Genomic DNA, 26,939 nt, shown 5'->3' on the forward strand with positions numbered 1-26,939 from the left:
TTAGTTGACGAAAGGTTTTATCCCTATGCTGCGTGCGATGATTGTGGATGATGAGGCGCCGGCTCGCTCGGAGCTTCGCTTCCTGCTCGAGCAAACGGGCAAGATCGGCACGATCACTGAGGCGTCGAGCGTCCGCTCCGCCATCGAGATGCTTATGGAAAGTCGCGTAGATGTCGTGTTTCTCGATATCTCGATGCCCGGTGCCTCGGGCCTGCAACTTGCCGAGGCGCTGCATAAGCTCAAAAATCCGCCGGCGATCGTGTTTGTGACTGCGTATAGTGACCATGCGGTCGAGGCATTCGACGTGGATGCCGTCGATTATCTGATGAAGCCGGTCGAGGAAGCTCGCTTGGATCGCGCGATCGAGAAGGTCATGCAACGCACCAAGCCGGTTACGGACAGCAAGGTGACCATCGAGCGTATCCCGGTGGAAAAGGGCGGCCGCAAGGTGCTCATTCCCGTGGACGACATTCGCTTTATCATGGCCAAGGACGATTACTCCTGCATCTATACCGTCGATGATCGCTTTTTGTCGACGACCTCGCTGGCGCAGTTTGAGGCCAAGCTCTGCGACTTTGGCTTCTTCCGTGTTCACCGCCGCTATATCGTCAACTTGGCGTGCGTCACGGATGTGGAGACGGTGCCCTCGGGCGCCATCCAGCTGGGCATTACGGGCGTCGACGAACGCGTGCCGGTTTCGCGCCGCCGCGTCGTGCCGCTCAAGAAGGCTCTGAGTCTCTAGCACACTGGCCCCGCAGCCCTGTAGACCCATCGTCTGCGGAGCCGTGGGGGCTTTTTGTATATACGTCGAATCGGTTTTGCAGAAGGGATCCCATGAACAGTGCAAGCGCCAAGCGCATCGACATCATCTCGGACACCCACGGCTATCTTTCGCCCGCGCTTCTGGACGAGCTCAAGGGCGCAGATCTGATCATCCACGCCGGAGACCTCACCTCAGAGATGGATTACGAGCATCTATGTACCATCGCCCCCGTGCGAGCGGTCCTAGGCAACAACGACTACTACCGCGACTACGGCCCGGATGTAGACCGTCTGGCCCTCTTCACCTACGAAGGCCTCAAATTTGCCGTAGCCCACTACCGCGAAGACCTTCCGGTGGGATCCGTAGACGTAGCCATCAACGGCCACACCCACGTAACCAAAGAAGCCCAAGTGGGTCGTTGCTTAGTCCTCAATCCGGGTAGCGCCAGCTACCCCAGAGGCACCCGAGGCCCCACCATGGCCAGAATGCTCGTCAAAGACGGCAAGATCATAAGCACTAAGTTTATTGACCTAGAGTAATCACAACAAAAACGGGGGATGCAGATGCGTCCCCCCGTTTCCATTTGAGCCAAAGGCGGAAGTTCAACAAGATCCATCAGACCAACCCCGCCGAGGAGCATGCGGGCTAGCCGCGCAGCGGCGCACGCCCGCAAAACTGATTGAACAATGTGACGGCAGGGAGGGTCTCCGGGGCTGAGGGCGGGGGTTAAGTTTGTCGCGAGTTCCGCACGCAAAGGAAAGCACTTAATGTGCTTTCCGTCTTGCGCAGGACTGTAGAGCAGCAAACTCAACCCGCGCCCGCCGGCCCCGGAGACCCTCCCGGAGGGACCGAAAAATTTTTTCAAAAAAGTTGTTGCGCGCCGGACAGACTTCTGTGTATACTAATCCCCGCAGCGCACGCGAGCGGAAACAAACGCGAACGACTGCCTGGGGAGTTAGCTCAGTTTGGTTAGAGCGCCGGCCTGTCACGTCGGAGGTCGCGGGTTCGAGCCCCGTACTTCCCGCCAACGCAATTAAAGCCACGTCTTCGGACGTGGCTTTTTGCGTTTGATGCACTTTGTTTCGATAGAACGATCGCCCTGGTGCATCTTCGCCCAGAATCCTCGCGCCTTCGGGAACGCAAGTAAAATCCAATAAGTATATCTGTCTGAACAACAGCTTTGTTGCGCAACACCTGTTCAACGAGACAGGGGGTTAGGTTATACTAAATTGCACTGTGCGCCGCATCTGATGCATTTCGCTCCAAGCGCGGCATTCAGTGGATATCCGATTTACCATTTGGATGTCCTGGCGGTCATTTAGCGTCTCGACACAAGCTCGGCCCCGGAGCTCGTTCGAGCTGTTCGTATTCCTTGAAAGGGGAAAAATGGACATATCGAGGAAGACTGATTACGCCCTTCGTATGCTGGCGATGCTTGCCGAGGATCCAGAGTGCTTACTTTCTGTTCGCACCGCTGCCGAAGAGGTCAATGTTCCGTATTCGTTTGCCCGCTCGATTCAGCACGGTTTGGTCCAGGCCGGTATTGTGGAGAGCCTGCGTGGCGTCCACGGTGGCATGCGTCTCAAGGTCAGTCCGGACGACGTCACTATCCGCCAGGTCGTCGAGGCCGTTCAGGGTCCTATGGTTATGAACGATTGCACCGCGCCCGATGGTGACTGTGCGCGCATGGGCGCGTGCTGCTATCATCCCCTGTGGGCCGGAGCCCAGGCGTTGATGCGCGACTACCTCGATTCCGTTTCGCTCGGCGACATCGTCGCTCACCGCCAGTTCCCGGCCGTCGATCCCAAGTTCGCCGACCGCGAAGCGTTTCCCGAGTACGCCACCTGCGCGTGCGCTTACCGGGAGGAATAGCGCCGCATAAGGAGCATAGCCATGATTCAGGACCCCTTTCGTTCGATGATTCGTTCGGAAGGGGTCCTGCGTTATCGCGACCTTCCGTGGCGCCGCACACGCGATCCGTACATCATTTGGCTTTCTGAGGTCATGCTGCAGCAAACGCAGGTGCCGCGTGTGGAGGCGCGCATGCCGGTGTGGCTCGATCGTTTTCCGACTGTGCAGGCGCTTGCCCAGGCCGCGCCTTCCGATGTTTTGGACGCTTGGCAGGGCATGGGCTACAACCGACGCGCTCTGGCGCTTCATGGGGCCGCTCAGCGCGTTGTAGAGGACTGGGACGGGGAGTTTCCGCGTGAGACGCGTGACTTGGTCGCTCTGCCCGGCATTGGCCCGGCAACGGCGCAGGGCATCCGTTCGTTTGCGTTTGATCTTCCAGGCGTGTATCTAGAGACCAATGTGCGCACGGTCTTTTTGCATCATTTCTTTCCCGATGTGCCGGCCGTTCCCGATCGCGAGCTGGTGCCGCTGATTCAAGCCGCCTGTCCGGCGGCCCCTGGTGCGGCGGCGGATGAGATTGCGCCCTTTGCCGTGCCTCAAGACGATGCCGACACGCCGCGCGCATGGTATTACGCGTTGCTGGATTACGGCGCGTATCTTAAAAAGACGCTGCCCAATCCGTCCAGGCGGTCGGCGGGCTATAGTCGTCAGTCCAAGTTTGAGGGCTCGCGTCGCCAAAAGCGCGCCCACATTGTGCGCATGCTGCTGGCGGCGCGCGATGGACAACCGGCAGGTATTACGCTCGATGAAGCCGTTGCAGGCGTTAACGAGATGGAGACGGCAGCCGGCCGAGAGCCGGTCGAGCGCGAGCTGGTCGCAAGCATTCTTGCCGATCTGGAGCGCGAGGGCTTTTGCGGCTCCGAGGGCGATCGTTGGCTGAGTGTGTAGCTCACTCGAATCTGAAGAACGGGATTGTAAGGTTTAAATTCTCGGCATGAGGGCATCCTTAAAGCAAGGCCGCTCAAAGTCTGTGGGCGGCATGCGTTGAAGGGAAGTACACCTATGGATTTTGAGAATTCCCAAACCAAGAAGAACCTCGAGACCGCTTTTGCCGGTGAGTCCCAGGCACACACCAAGTATCGCTACTATGCATCCAAGGCCAAAAAGGACGGCTACGTTCAGATCTCGAATATTTTTGCCGAGACGGCGGGCAACGAGTCCGAGCACGCCAAGCTGTGGTTTAAGTATCTGCACGACGGCGCCGTTCCGGGCACTCTGGACAACCTGCGCGACGCCGCTGCGGGCGAGAACTACGAGTGGACCACGATGTACGACGAGTTCGCCAAGACCGCCGAGGAGGAGGGCTTTGTCGAGATCGCCGAGAAGTTCCGTGGCGTCGCCGCCGTCGAGAAGGCCCACGAGGAGCGCTACAACAAACTCGTCGAGCGCATCGAGTCGGGCGAGGTGTTTGAGCGTGAGGGCGTGAAGGTGTGGAAGTGCCTGAACTGCGGGCACCTGCACGTTGGTGCCGAGGCGCCTGAGGTGTGCCCGGTGTGTAACCACCCGAAGGCGTACTTTGAGGAGCAGGTGGTGAACTACTAGCGCTTGGCGCTGGCGTGAGCTGGGCCGGGAGGGCCGGACTACCTTCCCTCCTCGCTCACGGCTTCGCAGGGTCGCGTTGAGGGAAGGTAGTCCGGCCCTCCCGGCCCGCTTTGGTTCGTTGCGTGCTCGCTACAGAAAAGCTGATAACTAAGTTTGTGTGCCGCCCCTATCGGGGCGGCACGTTTTTGTATGGGGACTGGTTGGGACGGCACCGTTCATGGGTGGGGTACACTGGGTGGCGACTTTTAGTTTATCTACTACCTGATGGGGTGTTTTTGTATGGGTAAGAAGTCTCGGGCTCGGGTTGCTGCGGCGGGAACTCGCAAGGATCCTGGTCGTCGGGTTGCCGAGGGTAAAAAGGTCGATCGTGTCGAGAAGGACAAGAAGGTTGGCGCGCATGCTCATCCTGAGTGGGCGCCTCACCTCAATACGGCTAGCGAGGATCTGACTGCTAAGTTGTTTACTCTGGTCGAGGTTATCTTGGGCGTGGTGCCCGTGGTGGTCATTGGCTTGTTCTTGGCTTCGAAAGATGCCACGAGTGTCGATAAACTCACCGATGTCTTTTCTCAGGACCCCTCGATGGTGGTTACGTTTATCTCTGCGTGCCTGCAGCCGTTTGTGGCGTACATGTTGTACATGATTTATCGCAAATACTGCGAGGGCGACGCTGGTTTTGCCGCCGGCAACCTGATCGGTCTTTTGTGCTCCGAGATCCTACTGCTCAATATCCCAGGCGTCATCGGTATGGGCATCTTGCTGTGGCGTGTTTGGCGCAACGTCGCCCCGCACTTTGAGAGCTGGTTGTTTGAGCGTCGTGCAATGGGCGTGCTGGCAGACATTGCGGGCTCGCTCGTGATTTTAGCCTTGGCGTTTATGTGCGCCACCGCCGCCCGCGGTCTCGCGGGCATGTAGTCTGTCCTCACCGACCACGGAGCGCAGGGCAACTGCTGGTTTCACCGCTCCGGACGTCAGACCCGCGGCGCATCCCTTTCCCTCTCGCTCACGGCTTCGCAGAGTCACGCGAGGCAAAGGCATGTGCCGCGGGTCTGACGACGCGGGCTTGCCAACGAGTTTTGGCTAATAGATTGGTTTGTGTGCCGCCCCTTTGGGGCGGCACTTTTTGTGTGGGGTCCCGGTCTCCACAATTTTCGTCAAGCTTTTGGTTAGATTTTGGTCAGTTGGCGTAAGGGTGGAAGGCCAAAAGATTGCTGGCGAAAAAAGCTCAGAGAAAGTGCTGGTAGGGGAGTTGTTGAGCTTTTCGACAGCTTTTGAGCAAAAGAAACTTTGTGGCTATTGCCGGCGATTGCGTTGTCGCGGTCATGGCGGTGCGGGATGCTGGTCGTAAGCGTCGAACGCTCCGATTTTGGAGGCCAACATGGACCTGTTTCTTGAGACCCCACAGCAACAAGCCGAGCGCATGCTGCGGCAGCAGCGGCGGCTTATAGAGATGCAAATGCAAGGGGTTGCCAACCAGGCGCCCGTGCAAAACGTCGTGCCCGCTGCTGTACCTGCAGCCGTGCCCGGGTGCGAATCGGCACCAGAGGCCTATTCCGTACAGCAAGATTCATATGCGCAGGAGCTCGCGTTCGACAAGCGTCGTGCGCGTCGTCGCCGCGTGGGCCAGCGCCTGCGCACATTGGCGATGATCGTGCTCATCCCGTTAGGGCTTGCGGCCATCTTTCTGGCGTCGTATGTCCTCACGTGCATCCTCAACGGCGCATCGCCCAACGAGGTGCTCCAACATCTGTCAGCCCTCGGCCAGCGCCTAGGCGATGTCGTAACAACCATTCGTGCCGGCTGGGAGAGCTAGCGTTTTAGCGTCCGCGGCTCTAAGAGAAATTTGTCTGCAAGGCAGTGAGTGATCCGTGTGTGTGACGGGGTAAGATTGATCGCGATTTTGATTGGTGCTCGATTGGGTTTGTTGGGCGGAGTTTATGTCTGCTATTGATATCGTGCTTGTTGTGATCGCCTTGGTGGCGGTGGGGGTTGCTGTGGCTTGCGCCCTCCAGCTCAAGAGCCTGCGTGCCGAGTTGCGGGAGCGTGGCGACAGTAGCGCGGAAACGCTGGCAGCACTCGAGCAGGCCAACAACGCGCTCGATGCCCTGAACGTCGCGCTGGCCGAAACTCGCCGCACGGCCAATGCCATCGCGCAGCAGCAGACGACAGATGCGGCCGTGGAGCAGCAACGTTACCTGACCATCGCACGCGAGTTCTCGCAAGCTGGTGACCGGATGGATGACCTGCGCCGCGAGACGGCCCAACAGCTCGGTGCCAACCGCGAGGGCATCGAGCACCGCCTGGACAAGGTGCGCGAGACGGTCGATGCCCAGCTGGGTGCTATCCGCAAAGACAACAACGTGCAACTCGATCAGATGCGCGCGACGGTGGACGAGAAGCTCTCCCGCACGCTCAACGATCGCCTGTCGGCATCGTTTAAGCAGGTGAGCGACCAGCTCGAGGCCGTGTACAAGGGGTTGGGCGACATGCAATCCATCGCCACCGGCGTGGGCGATCTTAAGCGTGTGCTGGGCAATGTGAAGGCGCGCGGTATTTTGGGCGAGGTGCAGCTGGGCGCAATTCTGGCGGACATCCTTACACCCGACCAGTATCTGGAAAACGTCGCCACCAGGCCCGGAGCCTCGGAGCGTGTTGAGTTTGCCGTCAAGCTGCCGGTGGACGAGGGCGACCCCGTGCTGCTGCCGATTGACTCCAAGTTTCCGGGCGACGCGTACGAGCACTTGCTCGACGCGCAGGAGTCGGGCGATGCGGAGACCGTGGCGGCTGCGCGCAAGACGCTCGACACCATGGTCAAGCGCGAGGCCAAGGACATCTGCGAAAAGTACCTGAGTGTGCCGGCAACGACCAACTTTGGCATCATGTTCGTGCCGTTTGAAGGACTGTACGCCGAGATCGTCAGCCGCCCCGGGCTTATCGAAACTCTGGGCCGCGACTATCACGTCAACGTTGCCGGTCCCAGCACCATGGCCGCCATTCTCAACAGCCTGCAGATGAGCTACCAGACGTTTAAATTGCAAAAACGTACCGACGACGTGCTGCGCGTGCTTTCCGCCGTCAAGGCCGAGCTGCCGCGCTATCAAAAGGCGCTGCGCCGCGCCCAGCAGCAGATCGAGACCGCGGGCAAAACGGTCGAGGGCATCATCACCACGCGCACCAACGTCATGGAGCGCAAGCTCAAGGACATCGACGCACTGGAAGACGTCGACCAAGCCGATGAGATCTTGGGACTCACGTCCGCGGACCTTCTCACAGACCAAGAAGACGAAGGCTAATTGCAACAAGACGGTGGGGCGCCGGCGCAAACGCGGGCGCCCCACCGCTTTTCGTATCGCACTTGTCTGGAGTGTGCTCCAATGTGCAACAATGGCGTTTCGCCCTATCAGACGCGAAAGGAAGCCCATGTCTCAGAGAAGCACCAGCCCGCTCAGCCGCTCCACCGTGCGCCGCACGCTGCAACGGTTTTGGGGTGTCACGCGCACGCAGCCGCTGATTGTCTTTCTCTCGGTGTTCTCGTCGGCGGGCTACATCTTCTTGCTGACGTTTGCCAATACCTATGTGATGGCCCTCATTGTCGACCGCGTTCAAGCCGGTCCCGTGGCGGGTGACCAGGTGTTTGAGGTCTTCGGCCCCTATATCCTGGCGCTCGTACTCGTTAATCTGGTGGGTCAGATCCTCTCCAAGCTACAGGACTACACCGTCTACAAGCTCGAGATCGCAGGCAACTATCACCTGGCGCGTCTATGCTTCGACACGCTCTCCAACCAATCCATGACATTTCACACCAGCCGCTTTGGCGGATCACTCGTGAGCCAGACGAGCCGTTTTATGAGCGGCTATACGGGGCTGGTGGACGTGACGGTGTATTCGCTCATCCCCACCATCACCTCGGTCGTCTGCACGGTGGCGGCGCTCGCTCCGGTGGTGCCGACGTTTACCGTGATCCTGGTGGGCATCATGGTCGTCTACATTGCGTTTGTCTGGCTTATGTACAAGCGCATCATGCCGCTTTCGGCCGCGACGTCCGCCGCTCAGAACAAACTGTCGGGCGTGCTGTCCGACGCGGTCACGAACATCCTGGCCGTCAAGACCTGTGGGCGCGAGGACTTTGAGCGCGACCTGTTCGATACCGCCGACCGCGCCGCGCGCGATGCTGAAACGGTTTCGATGCACGCCATGATGCAGCGCAACTTTACGACCTCGGGCCTTATCGTCATCACCATGGCCGTGGTGAGTGTGTTCGTCGCGGGTGGCAACGCGTGGTTTGGCATCTCGGCCGGCGCGCTCGTCATGATCTTTACCTACACCTATAACCTCACCATGCGCCTGAACTACGTAAGCTCCATGATGCAGCGCATCAACCGCGCGCTCGGCGATGCGGCCGAGATGACGCGCGTGCTGGACGAGCCACGTTTGGTGGCAGATGACCCGGACGCCCCCGAGCTCAAAGTGACCGAGGGCGCGATTGATTTTGAGCAGCTGAGCTTTGCGTACCGTGACGCTGCGGCGGGCGAGAGCGTGTTCGATGACCTGACACTTCATGTGGCGGCGGGCCAGCGCGTGGGCCTGGTGGGCAAATCGGGCTCGGGCAAGACGACGCTCACCAAGTTGTTGTTGCGCCTGGACGATGTACAGGGCGGCCGCGTGCTCGTGGACGGCCAGGACGTCTCGCGCTGCACGCAGCAGAGCCTGCGCCGTCAGGTTGCCTACGTGCCGCAGGAGGCGCTGCTGTTCCACCGCTCCATTCGCGAAAACATTGCCTACGGTCGTCCCAACGCCACTGATGAGCAGATTCGCGAGGCGGCTCGCTTGGCTAATGCGACCGAGTTTATCGACCGCTTGCCCCGTGGCTTTGACACTATGGTGGGCGAGCGCGGCGTCAAGCTCTCTGGCGGTCAGCGTCAGCGCGTGGCTATCGCCCGCGCCATCCTAACCGGCGCGCCGATTCTGGTGCTCGACGAGGCGACGTCTGCCTTGGACAGCGAGTCCGAGGCGTTGGTGCAGGAGGCGCTCGAGAATCTGATGCGCGGCCGCACCTCCATTGTGGTGGCGCACCGCCTGTCCACCGTGGCGGCGCTTGACCGCATTGTGGTGCTGGCCGATGGCGAGATTGTCGAGGACGGCACGCATACGCAGCTCGTCGAGGCGGGTGGCGAGTACGCGAGCCTGTGGAGCCGTCAGACCGGCGCATTCTTGGAGGCGTAAGCGTCTCGGACGTGGGACAATTGTGCCCATAAGTTTATTGTGCCGTTGAGCCGAGGAGTCGTTATGCCACGCGAGACCAATGCCGCCAAACGCGAGCGCGCCGTTGAGGTGTGTGAGCGCCTCAACCGTCGCTATGGCCCGGTCGAGTGCTTTTTGGACCACGAGAATCCCTTCCGCCTGCTGATCGCGGTGTTGCTCTCGGCGCAAACGACCGACGCGCAGGTCAACAAGGTGACGCCGAAGCTGTTTGCCCAGTGGCCCACGCCCGAGGCCATGGCCGGGGCGAGTGTGGCTGACGTGGCAGACACCATCAAGTCACTCGGCTTTTATAAGAGCAAGGCCAAGCACGCCGTGGAGGCCGCGCAGATGATCGTCGCCGACTATGGCGGCGAGGTGCCGGCCGACATGAAGGAACTCGTGAAGCTGCCGGGCGTGGGACGCAAGACGGCGAACATCGTGCTCAACGTGGGGTATGGCATCGTGGAGGGCATTGCGGTGGACACGCACGTCAACCGCATTGCGCATCGCCTGATGTTGAGTCCCAAGACACATGCCAAGGAGCCGCTCAAGACCGAGCAGGATCTGCTCAAGATTTTGCCGCACGAGTATTGGGAGTCGGTCAACCATCAGTGGATCACCTTCGGTCGCGAGATCTGCGACGCCCGCAAACCCAAGTGTGACGAGTGTCCGCTGGCAGATTTGTGCCCCAGCGTGCGCGTAGCGGGGTAGGGCGGAACGCATCTTCGTCTGGCGTTTTTTGCGGGGCTGGGTTTGCTCTTGAGCCGGAGTCCTCTCCATGCGCTACCATGACAGGCAATGAAATCCGCCGCATACCCGCCGAGCTTGCCCCGGCGGGCTTTTGGCGTTGCAATGCCGGAGGAACAGCATGCTCATTCACCGTATAGCCGCGCAGCTCTACACTGCCGAGGCCTTGCAGGCCGTCGAGGCCGGGCTCGATGCTGGCGAGGACGTGACGCTGGCTGTGTCGCAGTCGGGCCGCACGCTTATGGCGGCCGCCCAGTTTGCGCGCCGTCCGCGCCCGACGGTCTATATCGTGAGCGGCGAGGATGCGGCCGATCGCGCCGCGCGTAGCCTTGCCGCCTACGTGGGCCTGGCGCACGTGTGTCGTTTTCCTGAGCGCAAGGACTATCCGTGGCGCGAGCAGGCGCCGGACGACGCCGTGGTGGCGCAGCGCTGCGAGGCTCTGGGGCGCATCGTGCGCGGGGACAACTGCATCATGGTCGCCTCGGCTCGCGCGCTGCTGCGCTGCGTGCCGCCGGTCGAGAGCCGCTACTGGGAGTCCACTACTTTTGCGGTGGGCGAGGAGATTCCCTTTGACGAGGTGCCGCAGCGCTTGGTGGGCATGGGCTACACCAATGCCGGCGCCGCCGATGCGCCCGGCTTGTTTCGCGTTCACGGCGACACCGTCGAGGTGTTCCCCGCACAGGAAAAGGCACCCGTGCGCATCGAGTTCTTCGGCGACGAGATTGACCGCATCCGCCGCATGGTGAGCTCCACGGGGCAGACCATCGGCAACGAGGACAGCATCGAAATCTTTCCCTGCCGCGAACTGGCACTCACCGACGAGGCCGTCCACAACATGCATGTGGCGCTCTATCGCGCCAGCCAGGATGACAGCAAACTGGCGGCGCTGCTCGAGATGGTGGATGCGCGCATCGTCACGCCCGAGCTCGACCGCTTTTTGCCGGTGATGTACGGCCAGACCGTAAGCCCGTTGGCGCACGTGAGCGGCAAGGCGCTCGTGGTTCTGTCCGAGCCGCGCTCGCTGTTCGACGACTGCCTGCGCGCCTACGAGGATATCGAGGCGCGTGCCGGCGAGGCAGGGATTGACCGCCTGGATGGTCTGTACGTGCGCGCTCAACAGCTCGATTTTGGTGCCCAGCAGCGCTTGAACTACGTAAGCCTCATCCGTGCCGGCGGTGCGGTGACGGCCGAGCTCAAGATTGAGCAGCCTGCTATCGCAGGCTCGGACAACCGTTTTATGACGCGCGTTCAGGAAGTCGTGGGCAAGCGCTATGCCTGCGTGTTTGCCATTCCCGACCGCGGCGCGCGCGAGTCGATGGAGCTCACCTTTGGCGACGAGGGCATTACCTTTGAGGAATCGCTGACGGCCGCGCCCGAAAACGCCGGCGTCATTGGCGAGCGCGTGCGCGTGGCGGCGGCAGATTCTGCCGATCGTGCTGCCCGTCAGGATGCTCATGCTGCAATTCGCGAGCGTAAGGCTGACGCGCTCAACGCCCGCTCGCTCGAGGCGGGCGCGGCCCAGGCTGCCGCCGGTGCTGCCGTGCCCACTATCTCGCGCGGACGCGTGACCTTTGTCGATGCCGCCCTGCCGCAGGGCGTGGTGGTGCCCGATGCCAACCTGGCCGTGTTCTCGATCGCCGACCTCAACGCCCGTATGGATGCCAACCGCGCGCGCAGCCGCCGCAAGGTGGACATTACGCAGATCACGTTTCCGTTTAAGCCGGGCGACTACGTGGTGCACGCCACTCACGGCATCGCGCTCTTTAGCGAGATCGCGCGCCAGGAAGTGGGCGGCAAGGAGCGCGACTACTTTTTGCTGGAATATGCCGACGGCGACAAGCTCTACGTGCCGCTCGAGCAGGTCGACCGCATCACGCGCTATGTTGGCCCCGACGGCGACAAGCCGCGCCTGACCAGGCTCAACACCGCCGACTGGACGCGGGCTACCAACAAGGCGCGCAAGAATGCCAAAAAGCTGGCGTTTGACCTGGTCGACCTGTATACACGCCGCTCGTCGATTACCGGTATCGCCTGCCCGCCCGACACGCCCGAGCAGATCGAGATGGAGGAGAGCTTTCCCTACGACGAGACGCGCGACCAGCTGGAGGCTATTGCCGACATCAAGGCCGACATGGAAGCGCCCAAGCCCATGGACCGCCTGCTGTGCGGCGACGTGGGCTTTGGCAAGACCGAGGTTGCCCTGCGCGCGGCGTTTAAGTGCGTGGACTCCGGCCGCCAGGTCATGGTGCTCTGCCCCACGACCATTCTGGCCCAGCAGCACTATGAGACGTTCTTTGAGCGCTTTGCCCCGTTTGGCCTCGAGGTCGAAGTGCTCAGCCGCTTCCGCACCCCGGCGCAGCAAAAGCGCGCGCTTAAGGCGTTTGCCGAGGGCACGATCGACGTGCTCATCGGCACGCACCGCTTGCTTTCGGCCGATGTGAACCCCAAGAACCTGGGCATGGTGATCATCGACGAGGAGCAGCGCTTTGGTGTGCAGCACAAGGAGCAGCTCAAGAACCTGCGCGAGCAAATCGACGTGCTCGCGCTTTCGGCAACGCCTATTCCGCGAACCATGCAGATGGCCACGAGCGGCGTGCGCGACATGAGCCTGATCACCACACCGCCGACCGGGCGTCGTCCCGTGATCGTGCACGTGGGGGAGTACGACCCCGATGTGGTGAGCGCGGCGATTCGCCTGGAGGTGGGCCGCGGCGGCCAGGTGTACTACGTGTCCAACCGCGTTAAGACCATCGATGACGCCGTGGCGCGCGTGCATGAGGCCGCGCCCGAGGCGCGCGTGGGCGTGGCACACGGCAAGATGAGCCCGCGCGAGGTCGAGGACGTGATGATTGAGTTCGCGACCAAAAAGATCGATGTGCTCATCGCCACGACCATCGTGGAGAGCGGCATCGACAACGCAACGGCCAACACGCTGATCATCGAGGACTCGCAGCGCCTTGGCCTGGCGCAGCTCTACCAGCTCAAGGGCCGTGTGGGCCGCTCTGCCACGCAGGCCTACGCGTACTTTATGTTCCCCGGCGAGCTGCCGCTCACCGAGGAGGCAACGGCGCGCCTGACCGCACTTTCCGAGTTCCAGGACCTGGGCAGCGGCATGCGCATCGCCATGCGCGACCTAGAGATCCGTGGCGCCGGTTCGCTTATGGGAGCCGAGCAGCACGGCAACCTGTCGAGCGTGGGCTTTGATCTGTTTACGCAGATGCTGGGCCAGGCCGTGGCCGAGGCGCGCGGCGATGACGACGCCGGCGTGGAGGCGGCGAGCGTGGGTATTAACCTGCCGGCCGACTACTTCTTGTCCGAGGAGTACCTGCCGGCGGTGGACCAGCGCGTGCTCGTGTACCGTAAGCTCGCAGCGGCCGAGGACCTGGAGAGCATTGACGAGGTGCAGGAAGAGACCGAGGCCGCGCATGGTGAGCTGCCGTTGGCGGGACTCAACCTGTTCAATCGCGCGCGCATCCGCATTCGCGGCGAGCGCCTGGGGCTCGAGAGCGTCACGCTCAGCGGCGGTCGCATCACGTTTTTGGGCGTCGACGTGCCCAAGAAGGTGGCCTTTGAGCTTAAGACCCGCTATGGCGCGGTGAACTTCCCCAAGAGCCGCAAGCTATCGGTGCCCTACAAGGCGGGCGCCGGCGCGGGCAGCGGCCTGGGTCGCGGTCTCGACGCCAACGACGGCACCGGCCCCGTGGCGGCCGCGCTCATGCTGCTGCAACAGCTGGGTGCCAGCGACGACGACTAACGGGTCGACGCTGCAAACGCCCCATTTGGGCAATCTGGCTCCATCGAAAGGAAAGCATGTTCGGATACATCTATAAGAAGGATGTCGCCATTATCGCGGTTGTCCTGTGTCTTTGTCTGGGCGTGGGCAGCTTCTTCGATTATCAGATCTCGAGCGCGCTGTTCAATATCGGCAGCATGTACGGTCGCTTTATCGAGGCGGCCGGCGAGCTGCCGTTTGAGCTGACGGCGAGCATCGCGGGCGTTATGCTCGTGCGCGCGGTGCGTCCCGACTCCAGGGGGAGCAAATGGCTCGCCGTGCTCGGCATCCTCATCAACGTGGGCCTGCTCGGCTACGAGATCGTTTCGTCCCTGAGGGTTGGCGGCAAACTCATCGCGGCTCAGTTGGTGCTGACGTTTGTGCTGGTCATCGCCGCCAATCTTATCGTCTATCGTCTCACGCGCACGACCGAGCCCGACGAGCTCACGCGCTGGGCGTTGATGGTGCTTGTCGTGTGGGTCGCTCAGGCCATCATCCTCAACGTGATTGTCAAGCCGCTGTGGTCGCGCCCACGCATGCGCGTGATCGAGGTGACGCAGGGACTCGAGTTTCAGCCGTGGTGGGTGATCGGCAACCCTGACAAGTGGGCCTATATTGCCGCCGGTGTAGTCAAGGACGGCTTTAAGTCGTTTGCGAGCGGACACACGGCGCATGCGGCGATTGGCCTTATGCTCGCCGGGCTTCCCGCGGCAGCCTTTAAGGAAAAATCTTCGCGTCGCCGCGTGATCTTTTGGGCGGCGGCTGTGGTCGCGGCGCTCGTCGCGCTTGGCCGCATCGTGATCGGTGCACACTTTTTGAGCGACGTGAGCTGCGGTTTTGCCCTGGTACTGGCGCTTGAGTGCCTTGCCGCGCGCATTGCCTATCCCAACGGCGTACAATAGCTCCGTTTGAATCATCTGGCCGATACCCGGTAAGAGAGGATTGCCATGCTCGCGTTTAACAACGATTATTCCCACGGCGCACATCCGGCAGTGCTGCAGGCGCTCGTCGACACCAATATGGAGCCGCAGCCCGGCTACGGTACCGATGCGCACACCGAGCGTGCCAAGCAGCTTATCCGTGAGGCCTGTCAGGCCCCCGATGCCGACGTGTTTTTTCTGGTGGGCGGCACGCAGGCCAACGCGACGGTGATCGACATGCTGCTTGCGCCCTACGAGGGCGTCGTTGCTGCCGAGACTGGCCACGTCGCCTGCCACGAGGCGGGCGCCATCGAGTTTGGCGGCCACAAGGTGCTTACCATCCCCGGCTACGAGGGCAAGATGCACGCCGAGGACCTCGAGAACTATATCCAGGTGTTCTACGAAAACGAGAGCTACGAGCACACGGTGTTCCCGGGCGCCGTGTACGTGAGTCTGTCGACCGAGTACGGCACGCTGTACTCCAAGGCCGAGCTCGCGGCGATTCATGCGGTATGCCAGAAGCGTGAGATTCCGCTGTTTGTGGACGGCGCCCGCCTGGCCTATGCGCTGGCGTCCGATGAGTGCGATATTACCCTGCCCGAGCTGGCACAGCTGTGTGATGTGTTCTACATCGGCGGCACCAAGTGCGGCGCGCTCTGCGGCGAGGCTGTGGTGTTCTGCGGCATGCACGCTCCGGCGCATCCCATTCCGCGCATTAAGCAGCACGGTGCGTTGCTGGCCAAGGGCCGCCTGACGGGCGTGCAGTTTGAGGCGCTCTTTACCGACGGCCTGTATTTTGAGATTGGTCGCCAGGCGATCGAAACCGCGCAGGCGCTTCGTCGCGTGCTGCACGAGCGCGGTTACCAGTTCTTCTTGGAGACGCCCACAAACCAGCAGTTTGTGATTCTGCCCAACGAGGACATGGCCCGCATTCGCGAGCATGCCTCGATTGAGTACTGGGAAAAGTACGACGAGACCCACACCGTGGTGCGCTTTTGCACTAGCTGGGCCACGACGCAGGAGGACATCGACGCGCTGGCGGCTGTCCTGTAGCCTGATGTAATGACAAGGGGCCGCCCTGCGCCTGAGCTTGGCGCAGGGCGGCCTTTGCTTTTGGGGGAGAAGGGTTGTATGACCGAGATGTCCGAGCCGACGATTCGCCTGGCGACGCCCGATGACGCGTCGGCGTTGCTTGCCATCTATGAGCCGTATGTGCGCCAGACGGCGATTACCTGCGAATATGAGGTGCCGAGCGTTGAGGAGTTCGCCGGGCGCATCGAGCGTACGCTCAGGCGCTATCCGTATTTGGTGATGGAGTTGGACGGGCGTCCGGTGGGCTATGCCTATGCGAGCCCGCTTAACAGCCGCGAGGCATACGACTGGTCGGTCGAGACGTCGATCTACCTGGCGCGTGATGTGCGCCACGGCGGGCTGGGCCGCAAACTACATGACGCGCTCAAGCAGTGCCTGATCGCGATGGGCATCACCAACATGTGTGCCCTCATCGCCGTGCCGCACGACAAGGACGACGAGTACCTGACGCACAACAGCCAGGACTTCCATGCCCATATGGGGTATCGCCTGGTGGGTGCCTTTGACCGCTGCGCCCAAAAGTTCGGCCGCTGGTACGACATGTGCTGGATGGAGTTGGTCCTAGCCGAGCGCGTCCCCAACCAACCCAAACCAACCTGGTTCCCCGACCTCCCCAAACCTACCATTTAGGGACAGGTTTATTTTGGCAGGTTAGCCGATTGGCTCGGTGTATTTGGCGCGGTCGGTGCGTTGGATGCGCTTAGAGACATGGAGCGGTCGGCCGTCGGTGTCGTAGACGTAGTCGGTGATCAGGATCAGCGCCTGCCCGCGTTCGACGTTGAGCAAAAACGCCTCGTTTTGCGAGGCATAGCACACCTCAAAGGTCTTATGTCCCTGTGCTGGCGCGCGATGGAATTCTTGGCGCAGCGTCGCGTAGAGCGAACCGTTGATATCGCGATCGATGAGCGTCTCGAAGCTTGGCGGCAGGTAGGTGGTCTCCAGGCACAGCGGCACGTCGTCCAGGTAGCGCAGGCGGACAAGTTTGACGAGCTTGCTGCCCACGGCGGCGTCAAAGAACTTAGCTATGCTGCCGGCCGCCTTGGCAAAGCCCGAGTCCACGGTGCGCGTGGTGGGCTTCATGCCCTGACCTTCGACCTGCTTGGTATAGCTCGAAAACACTAGGTTGTTCTCGTGGAGCGCGGGCGTGTCGGCCACAAAGGCGCCACGCCCGCGCTCGGTGCGCACCAGGCCCTCATCAACGAGAACCTTAAGGGCGTGGCGCACGGTGCTGCGCGACAGCCCCGATTCGTCCATGAGCTCCATCTCGGACGGCAGCTTGTCTCCGCGTGCGTAGATGCCGGCGGCGATGCGGTCGCGAAGCGTACCCGCCAAGCGCTCGTATTGGCTCAGTTTCTTTTTAGATGAAGCGTTCATGCGATCAGCCTATATCTAACTTGTATGCTTATCTAAGCAAGCATGTATTCAACACAACAATAAAACCGCTGGTATCGAGCTACCGAAAACCTTACCAGCAAAATTTCTAAGACAAATATAGCATACAACTAGTCGACATAACCAAAACATGTATGTAACTTGTATGCCATCGAGAGCATCAAACGAGAAGAAAGGCTGATGCACGATGACTACTCAGGAACAGGTTAAGGACGTCGTCTCCCAGGTTTTGGCTGACAAGGCAGACAAGGGCGGCATCAAGCGCGTCGTGTGGATTGGCGCCGGCGGATCCAACGGCGGCAACTATCCTGCCCAGTACTTTATGGAGCACGAGGCCACGCAGGTCGTGAGCTCCAGCTACACCAGCAACGAGTTCGTGCACGCCACCCCGGCCTACGTCAACGAGAACACCCTGGCCGTCGTCGTGTCCATGCGCGGCACCAAGGAGACCATCGTTGCCGCCCAGGTCGCCAAGGACCACGGCGCCAGCACCATCGCCATCTATGTTGACGAGTCCGGCCTCACCGAGGTCTGCGACTACAAGATTCAGTACGACAGCCTGGCCGTCGACGAGTCCTGCATGGGCCGCACCAACTCCGCCGTCGTGACCATGATCGCCATGGAGCTTACGCAGCAGACCGAGGGCTATGCCGAGTACGAGACCGCTATGGCCGCCTTCGACTTGGTCGACCCCATCTATCGCAAGGCCGTCGAGTATACCCGTCCGCTCGCTGCCAAGTGGGCCGAGCAGAACGCCGACAAGCCCTGCATCAACGTCATGGCCCAGGGCCCGCTCTTTGGTGCCGCCTACGTCTTTAGCATCTGCAACGTGCAGGAGATGCTGCAGATCGACTCCTGCACCATCAACACCTGCGACTTCTTCCACGGCCCCTTCGAGATCCTGGACAAGCGCACCTCGCTGTTCCAGCTCATCAGCGTCGGCCGCAGCCGCTGCAACGACGAGCGCGGCATCCGCTTCGTCAACCAGTACGGTGGCGAGCGCGTCTATCAGCTCGACGCCAAGGAGCTCGGCCTCAACGACATCAAGGACAGCGTGAGCGAGTACTTCAACCACCTGATCTTTGCCCCGATCCTCAACAACGTGTATATGCGCGCGCTCTCCGCCGTCACCCACAAGGACTACATGACGCGCCGCTACATGTGGAAGCTCGACTACTAGGGGATAGAGCGGCCTAACAGCTCGATGTCCTCATAAGTTGCGGTGGAATAGTTCCTGTTTGGGGGCTTGAAGCCTCTATTTGGGAACTAGTCCACCGCAACCGCCAAGTAATCCGCTGAGGACGGAGGAAAACGGATCACTTTCCCGCTCGCCGATTTGTGTCTTGAAAAATGTATATAACGACTATAACGTAGTGTGAAACATATTGGAAACAATACCGAGGAGGCTGCGTTGAAGAAAAGCAATCTGGGCTATGTGCTGGTGCTGATCGCCGCGCTTATGTGGGGCAGCATCGGAATCTTTGTAAACGGCATCTCGGCCATGGGTGTTTCGTCTCAGAGCATGGCGGCCTTTCGCTTGTTGGTCGGAGCGCTTATCTTGGCGCCGGTCCTGATGTTTATGGGCTGCCGTCCGGGTGAGGGGTCTACCGTGGCTCAGGGTCCGCTGGCCCTGTTCAAGGCAAGCCCTAAAGAGCTTGTTCCCTGTGCGCTTGTCGGCATCGTCGGTTTGGCCGCCGCCAACACCTGTTATTACGAGTGCATGGGCGAGGTGGGCATGTCCACGGCCTCGGTGCTGCTCTACACCTCGCCGGTGTTTGGCGTCATGCTCGGCCGCGTGCTTTATCGCGAGGACGTGACCCCCAACAAGCTCGTTGCCATTGTCTTTAACATCGTAGGCTGCGTGCTTGCAGTGACCAATGGCGACCTTTCCGGTTTTCATTTTTCGGTTTGGGGCGTCACGTCGGGCGTGATTGCAGGCCTTTGTGGTGCGTCGCTCGCGGTGTTTAGCCGAATAGCAACCAAGACGGTCCACCCGCTGGCTGTCACGTTTTGGGGCTTTGTTTTTGGCGGTGCGGTTATGGCAGCTATCGCGGCTCCGTGGCCGGATGTCGCCGCGGCAATGTCGCCACAGCTGCTGCTGCTGTTCCTTGGCTTTGGACTCATCCCCACAGCCGTTGCTTACATCTTATATATGCAGGGTCTGTCCATGGGGCTCGAGACATCGAAAGTTCCCGTCGTAATGTCTTTCGAGACGGTCGTCACCGTACTGGTGGGCATTGGTGTCTACGCCGAGCCCGCCGGCGCGATTAAAGTCCTGGGCATCGTGTTGGTGCTCGCGTCCATCCTGATTATGAACACCGACTTCTCCAGGCTGCGCAACAGTGTGTTTGTCAGTCATGTCATTGAGAGCATGACCTTTAAGCCCAACGCGTGGTGGACCGAAAAATCTCAGGACATGGATCTGTTTAAGGAACGCACCGGCATTGCGCTGGAACCCACCGTACAGGAAAGCCCCTGGTACTTCGTGCGATAGGGGATTGCGCGCAGGGTCTGACCTGGGGTTATCCAGCTAGCGCCGGCCTACCCAGTCCAACGTTTCGAGTACGTTAAACCCGTCAACGGTCGATTTTCACCCGCGAACGGTCTTTATACTAATTAGCAATATAAGCAACGTATAAGACGTTATAATGACCATAACGAAAAGGAGGAGGCAAGATGAATCAGATCATTCTCGCATCTCATGGCGGCCTGGCCGCAGGCGCCAAAGACACGCTCGAGATGGTTCTCGGCGACGTGTCGAACGTCCACGTCGTGTCGCTTGCTCGTGACGACAAGGAGCCCATCACCAATAAGGTTGAGGCTATGATCGCCACGTTCAACGCGGACGACACCGTCTATGTGCTGACCGATATGCTCGGCAGCTCGGTCAACAACAACATGGTCGAGCTTTCCAAGAACGGCACGAAGTTCACGGTTGTCAGCGGTTTCAACATCCCGTTGGCGCTCACGCTTGCTATGAGCCCCGCCCCCGTCAAGGGCGCCGAGCTCGCGGCCCTCATCAATGAGGCCCGCACCGGTCTGACCAACCCCAACGCACCGGTCGAGGCCGCCGTGGCTCCCGCCAAGAAGGCCAAGGCGTCCCGTCACAGCTCCGGTCCCGCCAAGATCGTCCTCGCACGTCTTGACTACCGTCTGCTGCACGGCCAGGTCGTCTTTACTTGGACCACCAAGGTTCAGGCCGAGCGCATCATCGTCGTCGACAACGCTGCCGCCAACGATGACATCAAGAAGGGCGCTCTTAAGCTGGCCAAGCCCCAGGGCGTGCGCCTGAACGTCTTCACCGTCGAGCGTGCCCTCGCCAAGATGGATAAGCTCAACACCCTCGGCGAGCGCGTCATGTTCGTCTTTGGCAACACTGCCGAGATGCTGCAGTTCTGTCAGGGCTACAAGCTCGACGCCATCAACCTGGGCGCCACCGCCAACCACGACGGTGCCGATCAGGTCGGCGGCAAGGACAGCTCCGTCTTCCTCGACGCCACCCAGAAGGCCGACGTCAACCAGCTGCTCGACATGGGCATCAAGCTCTATGTCCAGCAGACCCCTACGTATCAGAGCGTCGACATCGACGCCAAGCTGTAATCAACCAGGCTTTTGCCTGACTGAAAGGAGAAGGGTATGAATACGTTCATCAGTGCGGTGCTCGTCGGCCTCGTCGGCGTGTTCTGCATGTGGGACTCCCGCCTGCTCGGTCGTCTTAACTTCGAGCAGCCCCTCGTTGGCGCTACGCTCGTCGGTCTGCTGCTGGGCGATGTGCCCACCGGCCTTGCCGTCGGTGCCGCCGTCGAGCTCGTGTCCATGGGCCTGGTGCAGGTCGGCGCCGCCGTTCCGCCCGATATGGTCCTGGGCGGCATCGTGGCCGCTGCCTTTGCGTGCCTGACCGATGCTTCTGCCGAGACCGCCATGACGATCGCCATCCCGGTCGCCGTCCTGGGTCAGCTCCTCGGCATCGTGTTCCGTTCCATCATCGCCGCCCTCACCCATGTGGCAGATAGCGCGATCGATAACGGAAAGTTCAAGACCGCCTACCGTATGCACATCTGCGCCGGCTCCGGTCTGTACGCCATCATGTACTTCCTGCCGATCTTCCTCGCCGTCTTTGTTGGCACCGACCTGGTTCAGGCCATCGTCAACATGGTTCCCGAGTGGCTGTCCACTGGTCTTAACGTTTCGACCAAGATCATGACCGCCTACGGCTTGGCCCTGCTGCTCACCATGATGATCAAGAAGGGTATGACTCCGTTCCTGTTCATCGGTTTCCTGCTCGCCGCTTACCTCAACCTGTCCGTCATCGCGGTCGCTCTGATCGGTGTGTGCCTGGCTGTCGTCTTCATGGGCTTCAAGTTCAACGGGTCCCATGCAGCCGCCGGTGTCGATTCCGACTACGATCCGCTCGAAGACGACGAAGACTAAGGAGGAACACACTATGGCAACCGCAACCAAGGACGTGTCCCTGAACAAGAAGGTCAGCCAGTTCTTCTGGCGCTCCTGGGCCATCCAGGCCTCTTGGAACTACGAGCGTCAGATGAACATGGGCTTCCTCTACGGTATGGTTCCCACGCTCGATCGCCTCTATCCGGACGAGTCCGACCCCAAGCAGCTTGCTGCTAAGAAAGAGGCTTACCACCGTCACATGGCGTTCTACAACTGCACCCCGCAGACGAGCGCTTTCATCCTGGGCCTCGCCGCCTCCATGGAGGAGGAGTACGCCAAGGATCCCGAGAACTTCAACCCCGATTCGATTAACGCGGTCAAGACCTCCCTTATGGGCCCGCTTTCCGGCATCGGTGACTCCTTCTTCCAGGGCACCATCCGCGTTATCGCCTTTGGCTTGGGCGTTCAGCTGGCTCAGCAGGGCTCCATCATGGGCCCGATCCTGGCCCTTCTCATCTCCATCGTCCCCTCCGTGCTGATCACTTGGTTCGCAGCCAAGATGGGATATCAGGGCGGCCACGAGTACCTGAGCAAGCTTCAGGGCGGCGACCTCATGGAGAAGCTCATGTATGTCTGCGGCATCGTGGGTCTTATGTCCGTGGGCGGCATGATCGCCACGCTGATCGGCGCCACCACCCCGCTGCAGTTCGCTGACGGCACCGTCGTGATCCAGGACATCCTGGACAGCATGATGCCCCAGATGATCTCCCTTGGCCTCACCGGCCTTATGTACTGGCTCATCAAGAAGAACGTCAACACCGGTTGGCTTCTCGTGATCGCCATTGTGGGCGGCATCGCCCTCTCCGCGGTCGGCATCCTGGCCTAGTCGCGACTAAGCGCCTAACCGCTTTCCCCCGGGGGCCTGCCTGGCATCCCATACCCCAGGCAGGCTTCCATCCCCAAAATGCGACAATGGGACAGTCCCTTTGTCGCATCCTCAATGGGCCGGCGACTCGGTCCAAACCACGGTAACCCTGCGAGCGCCCGGCAATGTGGCGCCGCAAAAAATGAAAGGAATGTGTCAGATGTACGAGATCGACCTTAACCTCCCTAAGCAGATCGTCGCTGACGTCCTGTCCAACCACGAGATCCACAGCGTCGCCTTCGTCGGCTGCGGTGCCTCCATGTCCGACCTTTACCCCGCCAAGTACTTCCTGGCCAACAACACGGACAAGCTGAACGTTCAGATCTTCACCGCTAACGAGTTCAACTACGACACGCCTTCCTGGGTCAACGAGCACACCTTCGTGATCACCTGCTCCCTCGGTGGCTCCACGCCCGAGACCGTCGAGGCCAACAAGACCGCCAAGAAGCACAACTGCCCGGTCGTCTCCCTTACCAACAAGGCTGGCTCCGCTCTGACCGTCGACGCTGACTACGTCATCGTTCACGGCTTCCACGCCAACTTCGCTGCCAAGTGCGAGAAGCCCGGCTATGCCATCGCTCTTGCTGTCGAGATCCTTCAGCAGACCGAGGGTTATGACCACTACGAGGACATGATCACCGGCCTCACCAACGTCTTCGAGCTCTGCGAGAACGCCGCTCAGTCCTGCAAGAAACTCGCCAAGAAGTTCGCCGAGGACTTCAAGGACGACAAGATGATCTACTTCATGGCTTCCGGTGCCTCCGAGAAGATGGCTTATTCTCACGCTGCCTTCCTGTTCACCGAGATGCAGTGGATCGACGCCGCCGCCTACAACACCGGCGAGTACTTCCACGGCCCGTTCGAGGTTTCCACCGAGGGTAAGCCCTACGTCTTCTTCATGTCCGATGGCGCTACCCGTCCGATGGACGCCCGCGCCCTCACCTTCCTTAAGCGCATGGGCGCCAAGGTCGCTCTGATCGACTCCAAGGACTACGGCCTGGCTGACGCCGTGCCCGCGAGCGTCGTCACCTACTTCAACCCGCTGCTGCACCTCGCCGTTATGCGCGAGTACGGCAACCAGATCGCCGAGGCCCGTCAGCACCCGCTGACCATGCGTCGCTACATGTGGAAGCTTTCCTACTAATCACAAGTAAGTAGACCTTACGGGTTGATTGAGAGGGGATGGGGTTTGCGCCCCGTCCCCTTTTTTGCTTTGGGGAGGGCACGCCTGTCGCGTCGCAAAACCCAAGATAAAACCTACCATAATAAACCTGTCTCTTTTTGGCAGGTGGGAGGAGATGCGTATGATCAAAGCAGTGCTGTTTGACATGGACGGCGTGCTGGTCGATACCGAGTGGTTCTACAACCGTCGTCGCGTGGCGTTTATGGAAGAGAAGGGGTTCCACTTTGACGAGATCCCCGATCTTTCGGGGTCTAACGAGCCTGCCATTTGGGAGGCACTGGTGCCCGACGATGTTGAGCTGCGCGAGCGCCTGCGCGTGGAGTACAAGCAGGTTTATAGCCCGGACCATCCCGTTCCGTATGCCGAGCTGCTCAACGAGCAGACGGAGCCGGTGATGCGCAAGCTGCACGAGCGTGGCGCGAAGTGTGCCATCGCGAGCTCGTCCTATCGCGAGTTGATCGACGAGCTGGTGGAGATTGCCGGTATCGCCGACGTGTTGGACTACACCATCAGCGGTCACGAGTGCAGTGCGTTTAAGCCCGACCCCGAGATCTACCTGCGTGCCATGGAGGCGCTAGGGGTGGAGCCTGCCGAGTGCCTGGTTATAGAGGATTCGCCTTTGGGCATCGAGGCTGGTAAGCGCTCCGGCGCCCGCGTCCTGGCGCTGCGTCCGCACGAGGGTGTCAACCTCGATCAATCGCGAGCCGATGTCGTTATCGATAATCTGACCGACATTTTGGCCGCTTTGTAGTGTCAATCCGCCGCGAGAAGCACTGATTCACGCGTCTTTTGCTGCGGATTGGCTTAATTTGTCATCTATTTGGATCCGTTTGGCTTCGATTCGGACTAAGTGAGTAGACTTTTTGGTGCAAGACGAGCACAAAGCGCATCTGCTCTAGTAAAACCGCAGGTCACAGGGGTGGCGGTTTTGGGTGTGCTCTGCAGGTCGCGTAAAGTCTACTCACTTGTTATTTGGGCCTTTGGTCGTGGGGTTGCTGGTCCCGCTTTGGTTGTCGAGGGAGGGTGAATTGAAGCGCCCCCGCATGCTCCGTGCTACAATCGCCGACATGCCTCACAACCAGATTTGCCTTCGAAAGGAGCCCGCGTGGCGAACGCCATCGATCAGCTCACGGACCGCGTGCTCGTGCTCGGCCGCCTTACCATCGTCCGCCGCGCCATTACTGCCGTGGCGGTCACGATTTCCGCCGTTCTCCAGACATTTCTGATCCAGGCGTTCATCCAGCCCGCCGACCTGCTTCCGAGCGGTCTTACCGGCGTCGCGGTCCTGCTCGATCGCGTTACCTCGCTCGGCGGCGTTCACGTCGACATCTCGCTCGGTATGCTCGCGCTCAACATTCCCGTGGCGCTCCTATGCTGGAGCGGCATTAGCAAGCGCTTCGTCATCTTCTCGATGATGCAGGTCGTGCTCTCGTCGCTGTTTCTCAACGTCTTTCACTTCGCGCCGTTTTTGGGCGACAAGATCATGCTCATCATTTTTGGCGGCGTGGTCTCGGGTCTGGGCGCTGCCATCGCACTTAAATCCGGCGCATCCACCGGCGGCACCGACTTTATCGCGCTGTGGGTCTCCAACCACACGGGCAAGACCATCTGGGGCGTCATCTTTGGTTTCAACTGCTTTATCCTGGCGATCTTTGGCTTTATGTTTGGCTGGGACAAGGCGGCGTATTCCATCGTGTTCCAGTTTATTTCGACCAAGACCATCGACAGTTTCTATCGTCGCTACGATCGCGTGACGCTGCAGATCACGACGCGCAAGGCAGACGAGGTCATGACCGCCTATGTTGACCATTTTCAGCATGGCATTAGCTGTGCCGAGGTCATTGGCGGATATAGCCGCGAAAAGATGTATCTGCTGCACGCCGTTGTCTCGACCTACGAGAGCCAGGACATTATCAAGCTGGTGTGCGACGTTGATCCCGGCGCCGTGATCAATGTGTTCCACACGCTCAACTTTGTGGGCGGCTGGTGGGGTGGTCATGTCGACGAGCCCATGCCCACGGCCGTTCCCGATCCCGACAAGCCCGCACGCATGGCCAGCAGGCAGGCGCGCCTCAGCGAACAGGACAGCCTGCAGCAGGACGACGGCAAGTAGGGTATTGGCATTTTGCCGGTCCTGCGCAACCCATCCGAACGAGCCCCCCCGAAAGCCCCGTTGCTTTCGAGAGGCTCTCGTTTGCCCAGATAAAACCTACCAAAATGAAGCTGTCGCTTTTTGGTAGGGAGGGTGTATCGTTTTATCATTATGAGGTAATATGAAACTAGACGTTATATACGTATTAGTTATTTCGATATTTCGATAAGAGTGATTAGATATGCCTGCGCCCAAAAATGCACCGCTTTACCAGCAGATTTACGACGAAATCAAGGATGCGATCGAGAAAGGTGTTTATGCACCCAAGGAGCGTATTCCGTCCGAGCTTGAGCTAGCCGAGCAGTACGACGTGAGCCGCATTACGGTGCGCCGCGCCGTCGAGGAGCTGTGCTCCGATGGCTACCTGGTTAAGCAGCAGGGCCGTGGCACCTTTGTCTCCACGCCGCACATCAACCGCCAGTTTCACGCCTCGACGCTGCAGACGTTTACCGCGCTGTGTGCCGGCAACGGCATGAAGGCCGGTGCGCACGTGATCGATCGCCAGATCGTTCCGGCGCGCCAAAACGAGATGGAGTTCTTTGGCCTGCAGAAGGATGCGCTGCTGCTGCATATCAAGCGCGTGCGTACGGCCGACGGCGAGCCCATCTTTGAGGAGAACATCTTTGTGCCGTTTGACGCCTACCGTGAGCTGTTGACGGCCGATCTTGAGGACAAGTCGATTTTTGCCGAGGTCGAGCGTGTTGGCGGAACGCCGATTGTCTCGGTTGGCTACCGCACGGTCGAGGCCGTTCGTGCCAATACCGAGCAGGCGGCCGAGCTGGGCATTGCTCCGCACGATCCGCTGCTCAACCTGCGTGCCGGCTTCACGGGCCCCAATGGCGAGCCGGTCCTGATGGGTAAGCAGTACTACGTGGGATCGCGCTACGTTATGGTCATGTAGCTCTAGTTG

General features: G+C 60.4%; 24 protein-coding genes and 1 tRNA gene. 24 read left to right on the plus strand and 1 reads right to left on the minus strand.

What is annotated here, in order from left to right; all coding sequences use genetic code 11:
• Positions 1-25: 25 nt before the first annotated feature.
• The 15 genes from I2G40_RS00095 to I2G40_RS00165 all read left to right on the plus strand — a co-directional run bounded on the left by I2G40_RS00095 (position 26) and on the right by I2G40_RS00165 (position 16,615).
• A complete protein-coding gene (locus I2G40_RS00095) occupies positions 26-742 on the plus strand; it encodes a LytR/AlgR family response regulator transcription factor (RefSeq protein ID WP_022094115.1) in 717 nt (238 codons plus the stop codon).
• Between the two features lie 92 nt (positions 743-834).
• Positions 835-1,302 (plus strand): YfcE family phosphodiesterase, encoded by a 468-nt coding sequence (locus I2G40_RS00100; RefSeq protein ID WP_195543777.1) that lies wholly within the window; start codon positions 835-837, stop codon positions 1,300-1,302.
• 410 nt (positions 1,303-1,712) lie between these two features.
• A tRNA-Asp gene (locus I2G40_RS00105) sits at positions 1,713-1,790 on the plus strand.
• Between the two features lie 359 nt (positions 1,791-2,149).
• A complete protein-coding gene (locus I2G40_RS00110) occupies positions 2,150-2,635 on the plus strand; it encodes an RrF2 family transcriptional regulator (protein ID WP_022094514.1) in 486 nt (161 codons plus the stop codon).
• 21 nt (positions 2,636-2,656) lie between these two features.
• Complete coding sequence (locus I2G40_RS00115; RefSeq protein ID WP_055285277.1) at positions 2,657-3,562, plus strand: HhH-GPD family protein; 906 nt, start codon at positions 2,657-2,659, stop codon at positions 3,560-3,562.
• Positions 3,563-3,676: 114 nt separating this feature from the next.
• Positions 3,677-4,216 carry a rubrerythrin gene (gene rbr / locus I2G40_RS00120; protein WP_055285276.1) on the plus strand — a complete coding sequence of 180 codons (540 nt, stop codon included), beginning with the start codon at positions 3,677-3,679 and terminating at the stop codon, positions 4,214-4,216.
• A 279-nt stretch (positions 4,217-4,495) separates the two neighbouring features.
• Positions 4,496-5,128 (plus strand): hypothetical protein, encoded by a 633-nt coding sequence (locus I2G40_RS00125; RefSeq protein ID WP_117746790.1) that lies wholly within the window; start codon positions 4,496-4,498, stop codon positions 5,126-5,128.
• A gap of 463 nt (positions 5,129-5,591) precedes the next feature.
• Positions 5,592-6,026: a hypothetical protein gene (locus tag I2G40_RS00130; RefSeq protein WP_195543778.1), complete on the plus strand. Its 435-nt coding sequence runs from the start codon at positions 5,592-5,594 to the stop codon at positions 6,024-6,026.
• Positions 6,027-6,150: 124 nt separating this feature from the next.
• On the plus strand, positions 6,151-7,506 hold the full coding sequence (locus tag I2G40_RS00135; RefSeq protein WP_195543779.1) for a DNA recombination protein RmuC: 1,356 nt from the start codon (positions 6,151-6,153) through the stop codon (positions 7,504-7,506).
• Between the two features lie 127 nt (positions 7,507-7,633).
• Positions 7,634-9,436: an ABC transporter ATP-binding protein gene (locus I2G40_RS00140; RefSeq protein ID WP_195543780.1), complete on the plus strand. Its 1,803-nt coding sequence runs from the start codon at positions 7,634-7,636 to the stop codon at positions 9,434-9,436.
• A gap of 63 nt (positions 9,437-9,499) precedes the next feature.
• Complete coding sequence (gene nth, locus I2G40_RS00145) at positions 9,500-10,165, plus strand: endonuclease III (RefSeq protein ID WP_006235145.1); 666 nt, start codon at positions 9,500-9,502, stop codon at positions 10,163-10,165.
• A 157-nt stretch (positions 10,166-10,322) separates the two neighbouring features.
• On the plus strand, positions 10,323-13,955 hold the full coding sequence (gene mfd / locus I2G40_RS00150) for a transcription-repair coupling factor (protein WP_195543781.1): 3,633 nt from the start codon (positions 10,323-10,325) through the stop codon (positions 13,953-13,955).
• A gap of 56 nt (positions 13,956-14,011) precedes the next feature.
• Complete coding sequence (locus I2G40_RS00155; RefSeq protein ID WP_006235143.1) at positions 14,012-14,875, plus strand: phosphatase PAP2 family protein; 864 nt, start codon at positions 14,012-14,014, stop codon at positions 14,873-14,875.
• 45 nt (positions 14,876-14,920) lie between these two features.
• Positions 14,921-15,946, plus strand: a complete 1,026-nt coding sequence (locus I2G40_RS00160) for a threonine aldolase family protein (protein WP_195543782.1) — start codon at positions 14,921-14,923, stop codon at positions 15,944-15,946.
• Positions 15,947-16,024: 78 nt separating this feature from the next.
• Complete coding sequence (locus I2G40_RS00165) at positions 16,025-16,615, plus strand: GNAT family N-acetyltransferase (protein WP_195247001.1); 591 nt, start codon at positions 16,025-16,027, stop codon at positions 16,613-16,615.
• Between the two features lie 21 nt (positions 16,616-16,636).
• Here I2G40_RS00165 and I2G40_RS00170 read toward each other — a convergent pair whose 3' ends face one another.
• Positions 16,637-17,359: a GntR family transcriptional regulator gene (locus tag I2G40_RS00170; protein WP_195247000.1), complete on the minus strand. Its 723-nt coding sequence runs from the start codon at positions 17,357-17,359 to the stop codon at positions 16,637-16,639.
• Between the two features lie 205 nt (positions 17,360-17,564).
• On the opposite strand from I2G40_RS00170, the gene I2G40_RS00175 reads away from it, so the two are divergent.
• The 9 genes from I2G40_RS00175 to I2G40_RS00215 all read left to right on the plus strand — a co-directional run bounded on the left by I2G40_RS00175 (position 17,565) and on the right by I2G40_RS00215 (position 26,930).
• Positions 17,565-18,557, plus strand: a complete 993-nt coding sequence (locus I2G40_RS00175) for an SIS domain-containing protein (RefSeq protein WP_006235139.1) — start codon at positions 17,565-17,567, stop codon at positions 18,555-18,557.
• A 231-nt stretch (positions 18,558-18,788) separates the two neighbouring features.
• Entirely contained in the window at positions 18,789-19,871 is a 1,083-nt protein-coding gene (locus I2G40_RS00180) for a DMT family transporter (RefSeq protein WP_195543783.1), read from the plus strand.
• 182 nt (positions 19,872-20,053) lie between these two features.
• A complete protein-coding gene (locus tag I2G40_RS00185; protein ID WP_195543784.1) occupies positions 20,054-20,977 on the plus strand; it encodes a PTS mannose/fructose/sorbose transporter subunit IIAB in 924 nt (307 codons plus the stop codon).
• Between the two features lie 36 nt (positions 20,978-21,013).
• Positions 21,014-21,808, plus strand: a complete 795-nt coding sequence (locus tag I2G40_RS00190) for a PTS mannose/fructose/sorbose/N-acetylgalactosamine transporter subunit IIC (RefSeq protein WP_022095161.1) — start codon at positions 21,014-21,016, stop codon at positions 21,806-21,808.
• Between the two features lie 13 nt (positions 21,809-21,821).
• Positions 21,822-22,655 carry a PTS system mannose/fructose/sorbose family transporter subunit IID gene (locus I2G40_RS00195; protein ID WP_161115155.1) on the plus strand — a complete coding sequence of 278 codons (834 nt, stop codon included), beginning with the start codon at positions 21,822-21,824 and terminating at the stop codon, positions 22,653-22,655.
• Positions 22,656-22,854: 199 nt separating this feature from the next.
• A complete protein-coding gene (locus I2G40_RS00200; protein WP_035136781.1) occupies positions 22,855-23,838 on the plus strand; it encodes an SIS domain-containing protein in 984 nt (327 codons plus the stop codon).
• 160 nt (positions 23,839-23,998) lie between these two features.
• Entirely contained in the window at positions 23,999-24,628 is a 630-nt protein-coding gene (locus tag I2G40_RS00205; RefSeq protein WP_195543785.1) for an HAD family hydrolase, read from the plus strand.
• A 354-nt stretch (positions 24,629-24,982) separates the two neighbouring features.
• Positions 24,983-25,990 (plus strand): YitT family protein, encoded by a 1,008-nt coding sequence (locus I2G40_RS00210; protein WP_195543786.1) that lies wholly within the window; start codon positions 24,983-24,985, stop codon positions 25,988-25,990.
• A gap of 220 nt (positions 25,991-26,210) precedes the next feature.
• Positions 26,211-26,930, plus strand: coding sequence for a GntR family transcriptional regulator (locus I2G40_RS00215; RefSeq protein WP_055310102.1), 720 nt, complete (start codon positions 26,211-26,213; stop codon positions 26,928-26,930).
• Positions 26,931-26,939 lie beyond the last annotated feature (9 nt).

This window comes from Collinsella aerofaciens (genome assembly GCF_015558785.1).
Lineage (GTDB): Bacteria > Actinomycetota > Coriobacteriia > Coriobacteriales > Coriobacteriaceae > Collinsella > Collinsella aerofaciens_P.